The sequence below is a fragment of the Telluria sp. B2 genome (assembly GCF_051789535.1).
Classification (GTDB): domain Bacteria; phylum Pseudomonadota; class Gammaproteobacteria; order Burkholderiales; family Burkholderiaceae_D; genus Telluria.
In genome coordinates, this window is record NZ_CP196525.1 from 439,928 (window position 1) to 455,844 (window position 15,917).

The 15,917-nt window shown below is 64.9% G+C and carries 10 protein-coding genes; 6 read left to right on the forward strand and 4 right to left on the reverse strand.

What is annotated here, in order from left to right:
- Positions 1–191: 191 nt before the first annotated feature.
- From icmF to ACSUZJ_RS01995, 3 genes are all read right to left on the reverse strand, one after another.
- Positions 192–3,479, reverse strand: coding sequence for a fused isobutyryl-CoA mutase/GTPase IcmF (icmF, locus tag ACSUZJ_RS01985; protein WP_499412828.1), 3,288 nt, complete (start codon positions 3,477–3,479; stop codon positions 192–194).
- 200 nt (positions 3,480–3,679) lie between these two features.
- Positions 3,680–7,249, reverse strand: coding sequence for an indolepyruvate ferredoxin oxidoreductase family protein (locus ACSUZJ_RS01990; RefSeq protein ID WP_499412830.1), 3,570 nt, complete (start codon positions 7,247–7,249; stop codon positions 3,680–3,682).
- A gap of 305 nt (positions 7,250–7,554) precedes the next feature.
- Positions 7,555–8,487, reverse strand: a complete 933-nt coding sequence (locus ACSUZJ_RS01995) for a LysR substrate-binding domain-containing protein (RefSeq protein ID WP_499412832.1) — start codon at positions 8,485–8,487, stop codon at positions 7,555–7,557.
- Positions 8,488–8,609: 122 nt separating this feature from the next.
- On the opposite strand from ACSUZJ_RS01995, the gene ACSUZJ_RS02000 reads away from it, so the two are divergent.
- Positions 8,610–9,830, forward strand: a complete 1,221-nt coding sequence (locus tag ACSUZJ_RS02000) for an HD-GYP domain-containing protein (protein ID WP_499412834.1) — start codon at positions 8,610–8,612, stop codon at positions 9,828–9,830.
- Here ACSUZJ_RS02000 and ACSUZJ_RS02005 read toward each other — a convergent pair.
- Positions 9,827–10,867 (reverse strand): GGDEF domain-containing protein, encoded by a 1,041-nt coding sequence (locus ACSUZJ_RS02005; RefSeq protein WP_499412836.1) that lies wholly within the window; start codon positions 10,865–10,867, stop codon positions 9,827–9,829. The two genes, ACSUZJ_RS02000 and ACSUZJ_RS02005, sit on opposite strands and share 4 nt — an antisense overlap.
- A gap of 358 nt (positions 10,868–11,225) precedes the next feature.
- Between ACSUZJ_RS02005 and ACSUZJ_RS02010 the strand changes: the two genes are divergently transcribed.
- From ACSUZJ_RS02010 to ACSUZJ_RS02030, 5 genes are all read left to right on the forward strand, one after another.
- The gene (locus tag ACSUZJ_RS02010) at positions 11,226–11,414 is read left to right on the forward strand and encodes a Flp family type IVb pilin (RefSeq protein ID WP_499412838.1); all 189 of its coding nucleotides are present in this window, start codon (positions 11,226–11,228) and stop codon (positions 11,412–11,414) included.
- A gap of 67 nt (positions 11,415–11,481) precedes the next feature.
- On the forward strand, positions 11,482–12,015 hold the full coding sequence (locus tag ACSUZJ_RS02015; protein WP_499412840.1) for an A24 family peptidase: 534 nt from the start codon (positions 11,482–11,484) through the stop codon (positions 12,013–12,015).
- A 100-nt stretch (positions 12,016–12,115) separates the two neighbouring features.
- The gene (locus tag ACSUZJ_RS02020; RefSeq protein WP_499412842.1) at positions 12,116–13,510 is read left to right on the forward strand and encodes a DUF8689 domain-containing protein; all 1,395 of its coding nucleotides are present in this window, start codon (positions 12,116–12,118) and stop codon (positions 13,508–13,510) included.
- Positions 13,507–14,370, forward strand: coding sequence for a Flp pilus assembly protein CpaB (gene cpaB / locus ACSUZJ_RS02025; protein ID WP_499412844.1), 864 nt, complete (start codon positions 13,507–13,509; stop codon positions 14,368–14,370). The genes ACSUZJ_RS02020 and cpaB overlap by 4 nt, the downstream gene beginning before the upstream one ends.
- Before the next feature lie 25 nt (positions 14,371–14,395).
- Positions 14,396–15,910: a type II and III secretion system protein family protein gene (locus ACSUZJ_RS02030; RefSeq protein ID WP_499412846.1), complete on the forward strand. Its 1,515-nt coding sequence runs from the start codon at positions 14,396–14,398 to the stop codon at positions 15,908–15,910.
- Positions 15,911–15,917: the final 7 nt, after the last annotated feature.

Sequence of the window (15,917 nt, forward strand, 5' to 3'; positions counted from 1 at the left end):
CATTGTAGGGGAGGCGGCGCGTCCGTGGCCACGGGACTGGTATGAATGCGCCGCGCATGCAGTGCGTGCGCAGCCGGGACGCGGGGGCGGCCGAGCATTGCGGGCGACGCAGGCAAAAAAAATCCCTCCGGACGCGCTGGCGTTGCGGAGGGATTTGAGCTGCCGGCGCGTGGCCGGCCGCACAGGTCTTCTTACATATTGCGGCGATACTGCCCGCCGACCTCGAACAGGGCAGTGGTGATCTGCCCCAGCGAGCAGACGCGCACGGCGTCCATCAGCTTCTCGAACACGTTCTGGTTATCGATCGCGGCCTGCTGCAGGGCGGCCAGGGCGGCCGGGGCCTCATTGGCGTGGCGCTGGTGGAAGTCTGCCAGGCGCTTGAGCTGCGACTGCTTTTCGTCGTCGGTCGAACGGGCCAGCTCGATCGTGGCCGGGGCGCCGGCGCCCTTCGGGTTGCGGAAGGTGTTCACGCCGATGATCGGCAGCGAGCCGTCGTGCTTCTTGTGCTCGTACAGCATCGACTCTTCCTGGATCTTGCCGCGCTGGTAGCCGGTCTCCATTGCGCCCAGCACGCCGCCGCGTTCGGCGATGCGTTCGAATTCCTGCAGCACCGCTTCCTCGACCAGGTCGGTCAATTCGTCGATGATGAAGGCGCCCTGGTTCGGGTTCTCGTTCTTGGCGAGGCCCCATTCGCGGTTGATGATCAGCTGGATCGCCAGCGCGCGGCGGACCGATTCATCGGTTGGCGTGGTGATTGCCTCGTCGTAGGCATTGGTGTGCAGCGAGTTGCAGTTGTCGTAGATCGCGATCAGCGCCTGCAGCGTGGTGCGGATGTCGTTGAAGTCGATCTCCTGCGCGTGCAGCGAGCGGCCCGAGGTCTGGACGTGGTATTTCAGTTTCTGCGAGCGGTCGTTGGCGCCGTACTTGTCGCGCATGGCCACGGCCCAGATGCGGCGCGCCACGCGGCCCAGCACCGTGTATTCCGGGTCCATGCCGTTCGAGAAGAAGAACGACAGGTTTGGCGCGAAGTCGTCGATGTGCATGCCGCGCGCCAGGTAGGCTTCGACGAACGTGAAACCGTTCGACAGCGTAAAGGCGAGCTGCGAGATCGGGTTCGCGCCGGCCTCGGCGATGTGGTAACCCGAGATCGACACGGAATAGAAGTTGCGCACCTGGTGGTGGACAAAATATTCCTGGATGTCGCCCATCACCTTCAGCGAGAACTCGGTCGAGAAGATGCAGGTATTCTGGCCCTGGTCTTCCTTCAGGATGTCGGCCTGCACCGTGCCGCGCACGTTGGCCAGCACCCATTCCTTGATTTTTGCCGCTTCGTCGGCGGTCGGCTGGCGGTGGTTATCGGCCACGAACTTGTCGATCTGCTGGTCGATCGCCGTGTTCATGAACATGGCGAGGATGGTCGGCGCCGGGCCGTTGATGGTCATCGAGACGGAGGTACTCGGGCTGCACAAATCAAAACCGTCGTACAGCACCTTCATGTCGTCCAGCGTCGCGATCGAGACGCCCGAGTTGCCCACTTTGCCGTAGATGTCCGGACGCAGCGCCGGGTCGGCGCCGTACAGGGTCACGGAGTCGAAGGCGGTCGACAGGCGCTTGGCGTCCATGCCTTGGGAGACCAGCTTGAAGCGGCGGTTGGTGCGGAAGGCGTCGCCTTCGCCGGCGAACATGCGGGTCGGGTCTTCACCCTCGCGCTTGAACGCGAACACGCCGGCCGTGAACGGGAAGGAGCCCGGCACGTTTTCCAGCATCAGGAAGCGCAGGATCTCGCCGTGGTCTTCGTACTTCGGCAGGGCGACCTTGCGGATGGTGGTGCCGGACAGGGTTTTTTGCACCAATTTGGTGCGAACTTCCTTGTCACGGATTTTGACCACGTAGTCGTCGCCGGCGTAGGCTGCCTGCATGTCCGGCCACATGGCCAACAGTTTTTTCGCGCCGCCGTCCATGGCGTTTTCGCGCTCGGTGATCAGGTCGTCCAGGATCACTTCGCGGTTGGCAGCCGCCAGCATGCGTTTCGTTTCGCTGAGCTGCTGGCGCTCGCGCGCCAGTTTGACCTGTTTCGCGGTGTTCTTGTGGTAGCCGCGCACGGTGTCGGCAATCTCGGCGAGGTAGCGTGCACGGGCCGGGGGAACGATCACGTTCTTGCCGCTCGAGTGTTTCTGCGATGGGGCAGCCAGCTTCGAGGGCTCGACTCGCAGGCCCAGCTCCGCCAGCTTCGGCAGCAGGCCGTGGTAGAGGGCGGTCACGCCGTCGTCGTTGAAGCGCGAGGCCTGGGTGCCGAACACCGGCATCTCGTCGGGCGACTTGCTCCACAGTTCGCGGTTGCGCTGGTACTGCTTCGCCACGTCGCGCAGCGCGTCCTGGGCGCCCTTGCGGTCGAACTTGTTGATCGCGATGAAGTCGGCGAAATCGAGCATGTCGATCTTTTCCAGCTGCGAGGCGGCGCCGAATTCCGGGGTCATCACGTACATCGAGGCATCGACATGCGGGACGATCGCCGCGTCACCCTGGCCGATGCCCGAGGTTTCGACGATCACGAGGTCGAAACCGGCGACTTTACACGCGGCGATCACGCTGGGAAGCGCGGCCGAGATTTCCGAGCCGGCTTCGCGGGTAGCGAGCGAGCGCATGAAGACGCGCGCCTGGCCGTTCCACGGATTGATCGCGTTCATGCGGATGCGGTCGCCCAGCAGGGCGCCGCCCGACTTGCGGCGTGACGGGTCGATCGAGATCACCGCGATGTTCAGGCGGTCGTTCTGGTCGAGGCGGATGCGGCGGATCAGTTCATCGGTCAGCGAGGACTTGCCGGCGCCGCCGGTGCCGGTAATGCCCAGCGTTGGCACCTTCATGGTGTCGGCCGCTTCCAGCACCTGCTTGCGCAGGCCTTCGTCGGCCTTGCCGTTCTCCAGCGCGGTGATGAGCTGGGCCAGCGGGCGGTGGCGTTGTTCGATGCTGCCAGCCTGCAGGACATCCAGCGAGGTGGGGGCATAGGTCGACAGGTCGATGTCGCAGGCTTCGATCATCGAGCGGATCATGCCCACCAGGCCCATGCGCTGGCCGTCTTCCGGGCTGAAGATGCGCGCCACGCCATAGGCATGCAGTTCCTCGATCTCGTGCGGGACGATGACGCCGCCGCCGCCGCCGAAGACCTTGATGTGGGCGCCGCCGCGCTGCCTCAAGAGGTCGATCATGTACTTGAAGTACTCGACGTGGCCGCCCTGGTAGCTGGAGATGGCGATGCCTTGGACGTCTTCTGCCAGCGCCGCGGTGACGACTTCGTCGACCGAGCGGTTGTGGCCAAGGTGGATGACCTCGACGCCGTTGGACTGCAGGATGCGGCGCATGATGTTGATCGAGGCGTCGTGGCCATCGAACAGGGAGGCGGCGGTGACGAAGCGCACCTTGTTGGCCAGCTTGGGCTGTTCAGGCAGATCGAGCTTGGCGGCGGGGGTGATGTCGTTCATGGTGTTCCTTCTGGAATCGGAAGCGGACAGGTTCGATTTGTACGGTATATGACGTTAACGTTAACGTCAAGCTTGAGCTGTGGGGATGCTCAACGGGACCGGTGGGCACGGGGGCGCCCACCCTACGAATTCGACCGATAACAATGGACGGATGCGTACGTAGGGTGGGCGCCCTGTGCCCACCGGTCCGTCATCAATGATCAGGCAGCGCGTTTCTTGATGTTGCCGCTGAGCAGCTCCGCTTTGCGCAGACGGAAGTTCTCGACCGCCTTCTCCTTCACGTGGCCGAAGCCGCGGATCTGCTCCGGCAGGCTGGCCAGCGCGACGGCGTCGGCGTAGGAGGCGCCGCTCAGGGTCGGCAGCAGCGCTTCGATCATCTGGCGGTACTCGACGATCAGGGCGCGCTCCATCTTGCGCTCGGCGGTGTAGCCGAACACGTCGAAGGCGCCACCGCGCAGGCCTTTCAATTTCGCCAGCAGCTTGAAGGCGCCCATCATCCACGAGCCGAACTCGGCCTTCACCAGTTCTCCCTTGGCGTTCTTCTTCGCGAACAGCGGCGGCGCCAGGTTGTACTTCAGCTTGAAGTCGCCTTCGAACTGCGATTTGACCTGCTCGAGGAAGCGGCCGTCGGTGTACAGGCGCGCCACTTCGTATTCGTCCTTGTAGGCCATCAGCTTGAAGTAGTACTTGGCTACGGCCGTCGACAGCTTGTTGCCGAGACCAGCGGCGGTTTCGGCCGCGCGCACTTTCTCGACCAGTTCGGCGTACACGCCGGCATAGGCCGCGTCCTGGTAGCCGGTCAGGAACTCGATGCGCTTCTTGATGATCGTCTCCAGGCTCTGCGGCATCTGCACCAGCACGGCCTGGGTTGGCGCAGCAAGCTTCTCGACGCGCTTGAAGTCGACGGCGGCACGGCGGCCCCACAGGAAGCTCTTCTTGTTCGATGCGACCGCAACGCCGTTCAGCTCGATGGCGCGCAGCAGGGCGGCTTCGGTCAGCGGAATGCGGCCCTTCTGCCAGGCATAGCCCATCAGGAACAGGTTGGTCGCGATCGAGTCGCCCATCAGCGCGGTGGCCAGCCTGGTGGCGTCGATGAAATCGGCGCCATCCGCGCCGCCCACGGCTTCCACGATCAGGCCGCGCACGTCCTCGGCCGGGAACTGCCAGTCGGCGTCCTGGGCAAAGGTGCCGGTCGGCTGCTCGTGCAGGTTGACGATGGCCAGCGTGCGGCCCGGACGCATTTTCGACACCGCGTCGGCAGCGCCCGTGGTCAGCATGTCGCAGCCGAGGATCAGGTCGGCCTCGCCGGTGGCGATGCGCTGCGCGCGCAGGCGCTGCGGCGACATCGCGATCTTCACGTGCGAGGTGACGGAACCGTTCTTCTGGCTCATGCCGGTCATGTCCAGCACCGAGGCGCCCTTGCCTTCGAGGTGGGCGGCCATGCCCATCAGCGCGCCGACGGTGATGACGCCGGTGCCGCCGATGCCGTTGATGAGGATGTTGTACGGGTGTTCCACGGACGGCAGCACCGGTTCGGGCAACGCGCCCCAGCCGTCGTCATCGCCCTTGCTGACGCCGGCCTTGCTCTTCTTCAGGGTGCCGCCTTCGACGGTAACAAAACTCGGGCAGAAGCCCTTGGCGCACGAGTAGTCCTTGTTGCAGGAGGACTGGTCGATCTGGCGCTTGCGGCCGAACTCGGTTTCCTTCGGCAGGATCGAGACGCAGTTCGACTGGATGCCGCAGTCGCCGCAGCCTTCGCAGACGGCTTCGTTGATCACCATGCGCTTGGGCAGGTCGGGGAACTCGCCTTTCTTCCTGCGGCGGCGCTTCTCGGCGGCGCAGGTCTGGTCGTAGATGATGACGGTCACGCCCGGCAGCTCGCGCAGTTCGCGCTGGACGTCGTCCATGTGCTTGCGGTCGTGCAGGGTGACGATGGCCGGCAGCAGCGAACGGTCTTCGTAGCGCGACAGGTCCTCGGTGACAAGCGCGATGCGTTTGACTCCCTCGGCCGCCATCTGCTGGGCGATCATCGGCACGGACGTCGTGCCGTCGACCGGCTGGCCGCCGGTCATCGCGACCGCGTCGTTGTACAGAATCTTGTAGGTGATGTTGACCTTGGCCGAGACGGCGGCGCGCACGGCCAGGTAACCCGAGTGGAAGTAGGTGCCGTCGCCCAGGTTCTGGAACACGTGCGGCACTTTCGAGAACGCGGCCTGGCCGATCCAGGGCGCGCCTTCGCCGCCCATGTGGGTGGTCAGCTTGTTCATCTCCGGGTAGATCGAGGTCGCCATCACGTGGCAGCCAATGCCGGCCAGCGCGAAGGAACCTTCCGGCACCTTGGTCGAGGTGTTGTGCGGGCAGCCGGAACAGTAGAAGGCCGGGCGGAACGGCGTGGTGATCGCCTTTTGCAGCACGGCGTCCTTCGCGTCGAGGAAGGCCAGGCGGGCCTTGATCAGGTCGCGCGTGGTGTCGTCGGTGACGAGGCGTGCAATCCGACCGGCGATCACGCGTGCGACCTGCGCAACTGAAAAATCGGCCTTGGGGGGCAGCAGCCAGTCGCCGCGCGGGGCAACCCATTCGCCCTTGTCGTCGAACTTGCCGATGATGTGGGGACGCACGTCGTCGCGCCAGTTGTAGAGCTGTTCCTTCAGCTGGTATTCGACGACCTGGCGCTTTTCCTCGACCACCAGGATTTCGTCCAGTCCCTGGGCGAATTCGCGCACGCCTTCCGGCTCCAGCGGCCAGATCATCGCGACCTTGAACAGGCGCAGGCCGACCTTCGCGGCCATGGCTTCGTCAATGCCCAGTTCTTCCAGCGCCTCCAGAACGTCGAGGTAGGATTTGCCGGACGCGATGATGCCGAGTTTCGCGTTCGGGCTGTCGATCGTGGTGTGATTCAGCTTGTTTTCACGGGCATAGGCCAGGGCTGCGTAGATTTTATAGTCCTGCATCAGCGCTTCCTGGGCGCGTGCCTGCTGACCCAGCGGGACCGAGGACAGTTTCGTGTTCAGGCCGCCTTCGGGCATGACGAAGTCCTGCGGGATCTTCACCTGCACGCGATGCGGGTTGGCGTCGACCGAGGCGCTCGATTCGACCGTGTCGGCCAGCGCTTTAAAAGCGACCGCGCAGCCCGAGAAGCGCGACATGGCCCAGCCGTGCACGCCGAGGTCCAGGTATTCCTGCACGTTGCAGGGGTAGAGCACCGGGATCATGCAAGCCGAAAAGATGTGATCCGACTGGTGCGGCAGGGTCGAGGAATACGCGCCGTGGTCGTCCCCGGCGACCAGCAGCACGCCGCCGTTCTTCGACGTGCCGGCATGGTTCATGTGTTTAAAAACGTCGCCGCAGCGGTCCACACCAGGGCCCTTGCCGTACCACATGGCGAACACGCCGTCATATTTCGTCGGGCCGATCAGGTCGACCGTCTGCGTGCCCCAGACGGCGGTCGCGGCCAGGTCCTCGTTCACGCCCGGCACGAACTGCACGTGGTTCGCTTCCAGGTGGTGCTTCGCCTTCCACAAGGTCTCGTCGAGGCCGCCCAGCGGCGAGCCGCGGTAGCCCGAGACGAAGCCGGCCGTGTTCAGGCCGGCGGCGGCGTCGCGCTCGCGCTGCATCATCGGCAGGCGCACCAGGGCCTGGATGCCGGACAGGAAGATGTTGCCGGTCTTGGCGGTGTATTTGTCGTCGAGGGTGACCGCAGTTAAAGCTGCGTTATTCAGGCGGGAAGGAAGATCCTGCGCGGGCTCGCGCGGCGCGACGGTATCGGGCATACGTGTCTCCAAGCTGGTAGTTGGTGGTTCCCGCCATCCGGACGCCGGGTAGGCGCTTGTCGTGGCGGGTTGGCGTCGCGGTGGCGACTTGGAGCGCCTAACAAAAGCTTCATGGCTGCGTTGCACCGTCTCGCCGTACAGCCGTACTGTCTTCGACGCTGCGCCTTGCCCTGAAGCTTTGTTAGACGCTCCTTATTTTTTGCTGAACAACCGCAGGGTTGTTCGGTCGCGTGGAGTGTATGGCCTTACCGGCGGAAGGGGGAAATACGGAATCGGGATGGGGGTATAAGAAAAACTGATAGCAGTTATTCAATAAGCTGAGCGCCGGGCCACTGCCCATTCGAGCACAGCATTTCGGTAACCTGGCGCACCAGGCGGCTGATCGCGGCGGCCGCGTTCGTCAGCGGGATATTGCGCGAGGCGCAGAGGGTGACGTTGCGCCGGATCGCCGGGCTGTGCACCGGCCGGGCGATCAGGGCGTTGCTGTCGATCTCGGCGCGCAGCGGCGCCAGCGGCAGCAGGGTCGCGCCCATGTCGGCCAGCAGGGCCGATTTCAGGATGGCGATCGAATTGATCTCGATGATGTTGGCGAGCGCCAGGCCCGCGCTGCCGGCGGCCTGCTCGATCAGCGGGCGCACGCCATGCTGCCGGGCCGGCAGGATCAGGGTGGTGGCCAGCGCCGCGCCCAGGGTGATGGCCGGGCCCGGCGGCACCCAGATGGAGCCGGCGCGGCAGATGTACATCAGGTCTTCCTCGACCAGTGGCGTGGTCTCGAAACCTGTCAGCTGGCCGTCGTCGAACAGCACGGCGAGATTCAGGCGCCCGGACTTGAGCTGCTCGATCAGGTTGCCCGAAATTTCCTCGGTCAGCTGCAGCGTGATCTCGGGATAGGTCGCGCGCGCAGCCGTCAACAGGGGCAGGGCGAGGGCGCCGGAAATACTGTGCGGCAGGCCGAGCGTGACGCTGCCCGAGGGCCGCGTGGTCGACTGCGTGACGGCCGATCGGGCGTCGGCCACCTGTTTCAGGATAGCCTGAGCGTGCTCATAAAAAATCTTGCCGGCGTCGGTGCTGAGCACCCCATGCGCCGAGCGGTGCAGCAACTGCGCACCGAGTTCCTCCTCCAGCTGGCGCAGCTGTTGCGTAAGCGCCGGCTGCGCCACGTGCAGCACCAGGGCGGCACGCGAGAGCGATCCATGGTCGACGATGGCCACAAAATAGCGGAGCTGGCGCAGTTCCATAAGGAATTATTTTGTGTTTAGTTGCAACATTTAATGGATGGAAAGTTTATTCGAGGAAAGTACGTTGTTATACTGCATGCTCCGTCACGGTGGCGGAGATTAACACATCGTCAGGCCCTAGCATGCTCAAGAAAATCGATTCGTCCCAGCTGCGCGTGGGCATGGCCATCCATGATCTGGACTGCGGCTGGATGGAACATCCTTTCATCCGCGCCAGGTTTGTCCTTACCAGCGGCGACGATATCCGCAAAATCCGGCATGCCGGTATTCGCAGCGTGATCATCGACTGCTCCAAGGGACTCGACGTGGCCGAGGCGCCGACTCTGGCCGAGGTCCAGGCCCAGACCGAAAAAGAGCTCGTGGAGATCGCGGCCAGGCCGGTCAGGCCAGTACGTACCTCGCTTGCAGACGAGATGCAGCGTGCGGTCAGCATCCGGCGCCAGGCCGTCGGCCTGGTGCGCACGGTGATGCAGGATGCGCGCCTGGGCAAGGCGGTCGAGCTCGAAAATGTGTCGCCGGTGGTGCAGAACATCACCGAATCGATCCTGCGCAATTCCGGCGCGCTGCTAGGGCTATTGCGCATCAAGACCAAGGACGACTACACCTTCCTGCATTCGGTGAGCGTGTGCACGCTGCTGGTGGCGTTCTGCCGCTCGCGCGGCATGGACGACGAGACGATCTACCAGGCCGGCATCGGCGGCCTGCTGCACGACACCGGCAAGGCGCTGGTGCCGGATCACATCCTGAACAAGGCCGGACGCCTCACCGACGAGGAGTTCGCACTCATCAGGAAGCACCCGCGCGACGGTTACGACATCCTGCGCCAGACGCCGGAAATAGGCCAGATCCCGCTCGACATCACGCTGCACCACCACGAGCGGCGCGACGGCAGCGGCTACCCGGACAGGCAGGCCGAAAACCAGATCAGCGACCTGGCGCAGATGGCGGCGATCGTCGATGTTTACGACGCCATCACCTCGGACCGCTGCTACCACAAGGGCATGCCGGCGGCTGATGCGCTGCGCAAGATCTACGAGTGGAGCAAATTCCACTTCAATCCTTCGCTGACCCAGGAATTCATGCGCTGCGTCGGCATCTACCCGGTCGGCACCATGGTGATGCTCGAGTCGGGCCGCCTGGGCGTGGTGGTCGAGCCGCACGAGACCAACCTCCTGACGCCCAAGGTCAACGTATTCTTCAATACCCGCACCCAGACCTATATCCGGCCGGAGCTGCTCGACCTGTCGCGCGCGCTGGGCTTCGGCGGCGGCGACAAGATCGTGCGTCACGAGTCGCCCGAGAAGTGGCGGGTCGACCCGAGCCGTTTTCTTTTGGTAACTTAAAAGAACTCGGCGGTGTCGTTCGAGGCGACGGCCTGGAGCAGGCCGCGCTCGATCAGTTCGCCGTAGTGGCAGACCTGGTTACGGCCATGGGTCTTGGCGTAGTACAGGGCCTGGTCGGCATGGCCGAGCGTGACCACCGGTGAATCGAAGGCGCTGATGCTGACGAAGCCGATGCTTACCGTCACCCGGCCCACCTGCGGGAAATCATATGCTTCAACGTTCGTGCGGAAGCGGTCGATGATACGGCGCGCATTGTCCAGCGTGCTCGAACGCAGCAGCACCACGAATTCCTCGCCGCCGAAGCGGAACACGCGATCCTGGGCCCGGAACGAGGCCTGCAGCTGGTTGGCGATCAGGATCAGCACCTCGTCGCCGTACAGGTGGCCAAAGGTGTCGTTCACCAGCTTGAAGTGGTCGACGTCGACCACGGCCAGCCATTGTTTTTCCTGTGCATGAGACTGACGCCGCTCGGGCTGGCCCGGCAGCGGCGGCTCGTGCTCGCCCGGGCACTGGAGCATGCGCGCGAGCTGGTCCTCGAAGGTCTTGCGGTTCAGCAGGCCGGTGAGCGAGTCGCGTTCGCTGTAGTCGAGCAGGTTCTGGAAATTGCGGTAGACACCGACGATGCCGGCGATCATGTGGATGGTCTGGTCCGGGAAGGGCGCGCCGCGCACGATCTCCAGGCAGGTATCGGCCTTGTCGCCAAACCAGATTGGCAGCCATAGAGTGCGCTGGCCGTCGGGAGCGATGGCTTCGGCGCTGGTCTCGCGCGCCGCCAGGCAGGCCGCCAGTTCCGGCATGCTGGATAAGGGCTGGCCTGGCGTGGCGCTGTCGAGTGCTTCGTGGACCTGGGCGCGGCCGCCGGCGTCGATGCTGGCCCGTGGGCGTACGTAATGCTGGCCGCCGAAAGTAGAGATGGATAACACCCGCGTCTGTGCGGCGGCGGCCAGTTCCTGCACTGCCGCGATCACCGAGATGTCGAGCATCGCGTGGTCGCGGTGGCCGGTCATGTCCACCATGTGTTTCAGAAGGGAATCCATGTCATTCTCAGAATGTAATCAACCCACTTGTCGCTTCTCGGCCTTTCATTGCTTCCATGGGAAGCCGAAATTTCCGAAAAGCAAGCGAAACAGCATAATCTGTTTTTGCATTTACAGCAATAATCTCGCCCAGCTTTTTAGGACTATGCGTGGCGGGTTAGCCTCACCTTTGCGCCTTCTCAAAAGTTTCACTAAGCAAATAATTCCCATGGGAAAACTTGCGTACAGTCAACTTGCCGTGCGGCATCAAAACGTATGATGAACTTACTGAAACGGAAACGACAAAGCAGAGGCAGCCGAGTCAGGGAACTCCCACCGTTTCGGGGTTGTTCTTATAAACCACCATATGGAGTTTGTCATGAAAACGATCTTTACCGCTATCCAAGCTTTCGTTGCTGACGAAGACGGTGTGACTGCCATCGAGTATGGCCTGATCGCTGCGCTGATCGGTGTCGCGATGGCAACCGCGGCAGTGACCGTGGGCCAGGAGGTGAAGGATGCTTTCACCAGGGTTGCAACGGCGCTGACCACCGCTCTGCCGGATTAACCCCAGTAATCGCGTGACCTCACCCTCTGGACTCCGGTCCGGAGGGTTTTTTTTGGGGACTACCACCATGCCTATCGCTACCTGGCTGGATTTGTTACTGCTCGTTCTCGTCGTTTCCGCCGCGGTCATCGACCTGGCGATACGAAAAATCCCGAATCGCTTGCTGCTGGGCGGGTGGTGCGCCGCGCTTGTCCTGCATTGTTACGCTGCCGCGCCGGCCACCGCTATCGGCCAGGCATTGGGCGGCGCTGCCGTCGGCTTCGCCATGTTCCTGCCCTTGTATGCACTGCGCGGCATGGCCGCCGGCGACGTCAAACTGATGGCTACCGTCGGCCTCTTCCTTGGCCCATCCGAGACTTTCCACGCCTGCATCCTGGCCTGGTGTGCCGGCGGCCTGATGGCGCTCGTCGTCTTGCTGGCAACCGGGCGCTGGCGCATCGCCTATACGAATATGCGCAACCTGTTGCTGCCCTTGTTGCTGCGCATGGCACCGATCTCGCCGGACGACGCGTCGGCACGGCCGAGTGCGGGATCCATGCCTTATGGTCTGGCCATTGCCCTCAGTACGCTCTGGCTACTGGTACAGCGCCATCACGCTTGAGCCGCCGGCTTGCTTCATCTCAAGGGTGTCCGGAGGGGCCATCGCTAGAATCAATTCAATGTCGTCAGGAAATATTTTTACTGTCTGCAAGGAGGATGCCATGATCGAAACGCTGTCGTTTGGCTCGGGCGGGCATGGCGCCGCGACGCCGGCCGGCATGGCCGGACGGATGCCGCCGCCGGGCGAGCTGGAGGTGGCGGCACTCCTGCCACGCCAGGCCAGGTCCATCGGTGACACCGGGCTCGATGCGCGTCTGCTGGTCGCGCTGACGCTCAAGACGCTGCACGCGACCGGCCGCGCGCCGTTGCCGCTGCTTGCAGGCAAACTCAAGCTGTCATTGAGCGTGCTGCGCGAAGTACTGGCCAGCCTGATGGCCGAGCAGCAGGTCGAAGTGGCCTGGTGTGGCGACTCCGACATCGACGTGCAGTACCAGCTGACCGCGATTGGCCAGCGCGCCGCGCTCGACTGCCTGGCCGAGTGCCGCTACGTCGGGCCGGCACCGGTGACGCTCGCCGCCTGGCGCGCGATGGTCGAGCGCCAGGCGCTGCGCCAACCCGGGGCCAGCCGCCCGACTGCCGCCGAGGTCGCGGCTGTGCTGGCTGACGATGGTCTGGATCCGGGCCAGCGTGCGCTGCTCGGCGCGGCCCTGCAGGCGCAGCGTGCGCTGCTCTTGCACGGTCCCAGCGGCAGCGGCAAGACCACGCTCGCGCGCAAGCTGGCACGCCTGTTGTCCGGTGCCGTCGCGGTGCCATACGCCATCCTGATCGAAGGAGGCACCATGCGCTTCTACGATCCGCTGCGCCATCCGGCGCCGCTGCCGCTGGCACGCCAGCAGGAGGAGCGGCGCAGCTGCGATACGCGCTGGGTCATCTGCCAGCGCCCGCTGGTGCATGTCGGCGCCGAGCTCGAGCCGGAAGCCCTCGAGCTGCGCTACGACGCGGACAAGGGCGTATACCAGGCGCCGCCGCAGCTGCAGGCAAATAACGGGATATTCGTCATCGACGACCTTGGCCGTCAGCGCACGCCCGTGTCCGAGCTGCTCAGGCGCTGGGCCGATATCCTCGACGGTGGCGTCGCTCGCGTCATGCTCGGCGGCCAGGCCGAGACCCTGCCTTTCGAGGCCATGCTGGTCTTCGTCACCGACCAGGCGCCGAGCAGCGTGTTCGATCCGGCCCTGCTGCGCCGCATCGGCTACCGCATCGCGCTCGGGCCCCTGGCCGAGCCGGCCTACCGCGCGCTCTGGCGGCGCCAGTGCCGGCTGCGCCGCCTCGACTGCGACGAGACCTTGCTCGATCACCTCATCGGGAGCCTGCACCGCGCCAGTGGCACGCCACTTCTGGCCTTCCACCCCCAGGAACTGCTGGGTCGCCTGCATGACTTCGCCAGCTTCGCCGGCACCGAGCCACAGTTGACGGCTGCCGCGCTGGAGCAGGCGTGGAACAGCATGGCCGCCGGCACCGGCACCTCGAACCCTGTCCCAGGAATCGCATCATGAAGAACAAGCGCGCCCTCGTCGTGATGGCCGTGGCCATCCTGTTCGGCCTGACGGCCGTGATCCTGGCTTCGCGCTGGCTGCTGCAGCAGCCGGGAGCCAGCACCGGACACATCGTGGTTGCCGCGACCGATATCAATCTCGGGCAGCGGCTCACGCCGGAAATGTTCAAGCTGGCCGAGTGGCCGGCCGACAGCGTGCCCAAGGGTTCATTCACCGATCCCCAAAAACTGGCCGGACGGGTGCTCAAGAGCAGCGTGCTGGCCGGCGAACCGGTCAGCGAAGCCAAGCTGGCCCCGAACGGGACGCTGGGCGGCCTGTCGGCCCTGATCGCCGAAGGCAAGCGCGCCATCACGGTGCGTGTCAACGATGTCATCGGGGTGGCCGGGTTCACCCTGCCGGGCAACTACGTCGACATCATCGTCAGCACCCAGAAGGAGCCGGTGCCGGGGTCGGGTGGACGCGACCAGGACATCTCGAAGATCGTGCTCGAGCGGATTCTGGTGCTGGCCGTGGCCCAGGAGGTCAACCGCGACGAAACCAAGCCGCGCGTGGTCAACGCCGTCACGCTCGAGGTCACGCCAGAGCAGGCCGAAAAGCTCGACCTGGCGCGCAGCGTCGGCACGCTGTCGCTGGCCCTGCGCAACCAGGTCGATCCGCAATCGGCCCAGACCGACGGCGCCACCAAGCTCACGCTGCTGCCGGGCACGGCGCCGCTGCCGGTGAAACCGTCGCCGGCCAAGCCGGCCGCCACGGCACGCCGTCCCGACAAGCCGGCTGTGCACCGTGTCGCCACGCCGCCGGTACGGCGCAACTGTGTCAGCGTCATCAACGGCCTGCAATCCTCGCAGGAATGCTTCTGATCCCTTTTGCGTGCCAGGTGAAACCATGAACACGAGTTCCAACAAACCCCGCCTCGCTTGCCGCGTCGCATTTGGCGGTCTGGCGCTGGCATTGGCGGGCGCCGCCCAGGCGGCCCGTCCGGCGGCGCAGTCCGAGACACCTGTCACCGCCGGCGATCGCGCCGAAGTCGGTCCGCGCTGCAAGGGCGAGGCTGCACGCCCGGCCCAGGTTGCGCTCCAGATGGGCAAGTCGACCCTGATGCGCCTGCCCGAGCCGGTGCAGAACCGCAGCGTCGGCAACCCTTCCGTGGTGCAGGCCATGCTGGTGGCGCCCGACACGATGTACATCGCCGGCGTCGACGTCGGCACCACCAACATGATCATCCAGGGCCGCAGCGGTATGTGCAGCGTGCTCGACATCACCGTGGCCATGGATCCCACCGCGTTGCAGGCCATGCTGGCGGCGGTCATGCCGGAAGAGAAGGAGATCCGCGTGCTGGCCGCGGCCGACTCGCTGGTGCTCACCGGGAGCGTTTCCGACGCCGCCGCCGCCGCCCGTGCCGCCGAGCTGGCGCTGGCCTATGTGCGCAAGCCCTTGCGGCCAATGAGCGCGGTGCCGAAAGAGCTGGCTCCCGAGCAGTCCGCAGGCGGCGCCAGCGCGGCCGCCAATGCCGCCAACCTGCGCGTTGTCAATCTGCTGAGCGTCAGCGCGCCGCAGCAGGTGCAGCTCGAGGTGAAGGTCGCGGAGGTGTCGAAGAGCCTGATCGAGCGGCTCGAGGCCGGCGCAAGCTGGACCTTCAGTCCCGGCAGCTGGGCCGCCGCCCTGGGCTCGGACTTCCTGTCCGGGAAAGCTGGCGCCCGGCTCCTTGCCGGCCGCAGCAACGACAAGGGTTTCGCCTTGGACGCCGAGACCAAGGACAGCCTGGTACGCGTGCTGGCCGAGCCGAACGTGATGGCGATCAGCGGCCAGGAGGGCAGCTTCCTGGCCGGCGGCAAATTCTATATCCCGGTTTCGCAGGACAGGGACAAGGTCACGCTCGAGGAAAAGGAATTCGGCGTCGGCCTGCGCTTTACCCCGACGGTGCTCAGCGGCGGGCGCATCAACCTGCGCGTTGCGCCCGAGGTGTCGGAACTGTCGCGCGAAGGCATCGGCATCAGTGCGACCGGTTTGACCGGCAACGCCATCCTGCCGGTGGTGACGACGCGGCGCGCCAGCACCACCGTCCAGCTATACGACGGCCAGAGCTTTGCCATTGGCGGCCTGATCAAGAACAACCTGGTCACCAACCTGAAGGGCCTGCCGTTGCTGGGTGAGGTGCCGGTGCTCGGCGCGCTGTTTCGCAGCACGGACTTCCAGCAGGACCGCACCGAGCTGGTGTTCGTGATTACCGCGCGTCTGGTGAAGCCGCTCACGGCCACCGGTTATGCGCTGCCGACCGACGGCGTCGATGCACCTTCGCGCGCTGCCCTGATGCTCGGCGGGCGGCTCGAGGCCGGCCCCAAACTGCCCAAACGTAGTGCGCCGCCGGCCCAGAGCGTCGACGGTTTCGAACTCAAATAGGAGAAAG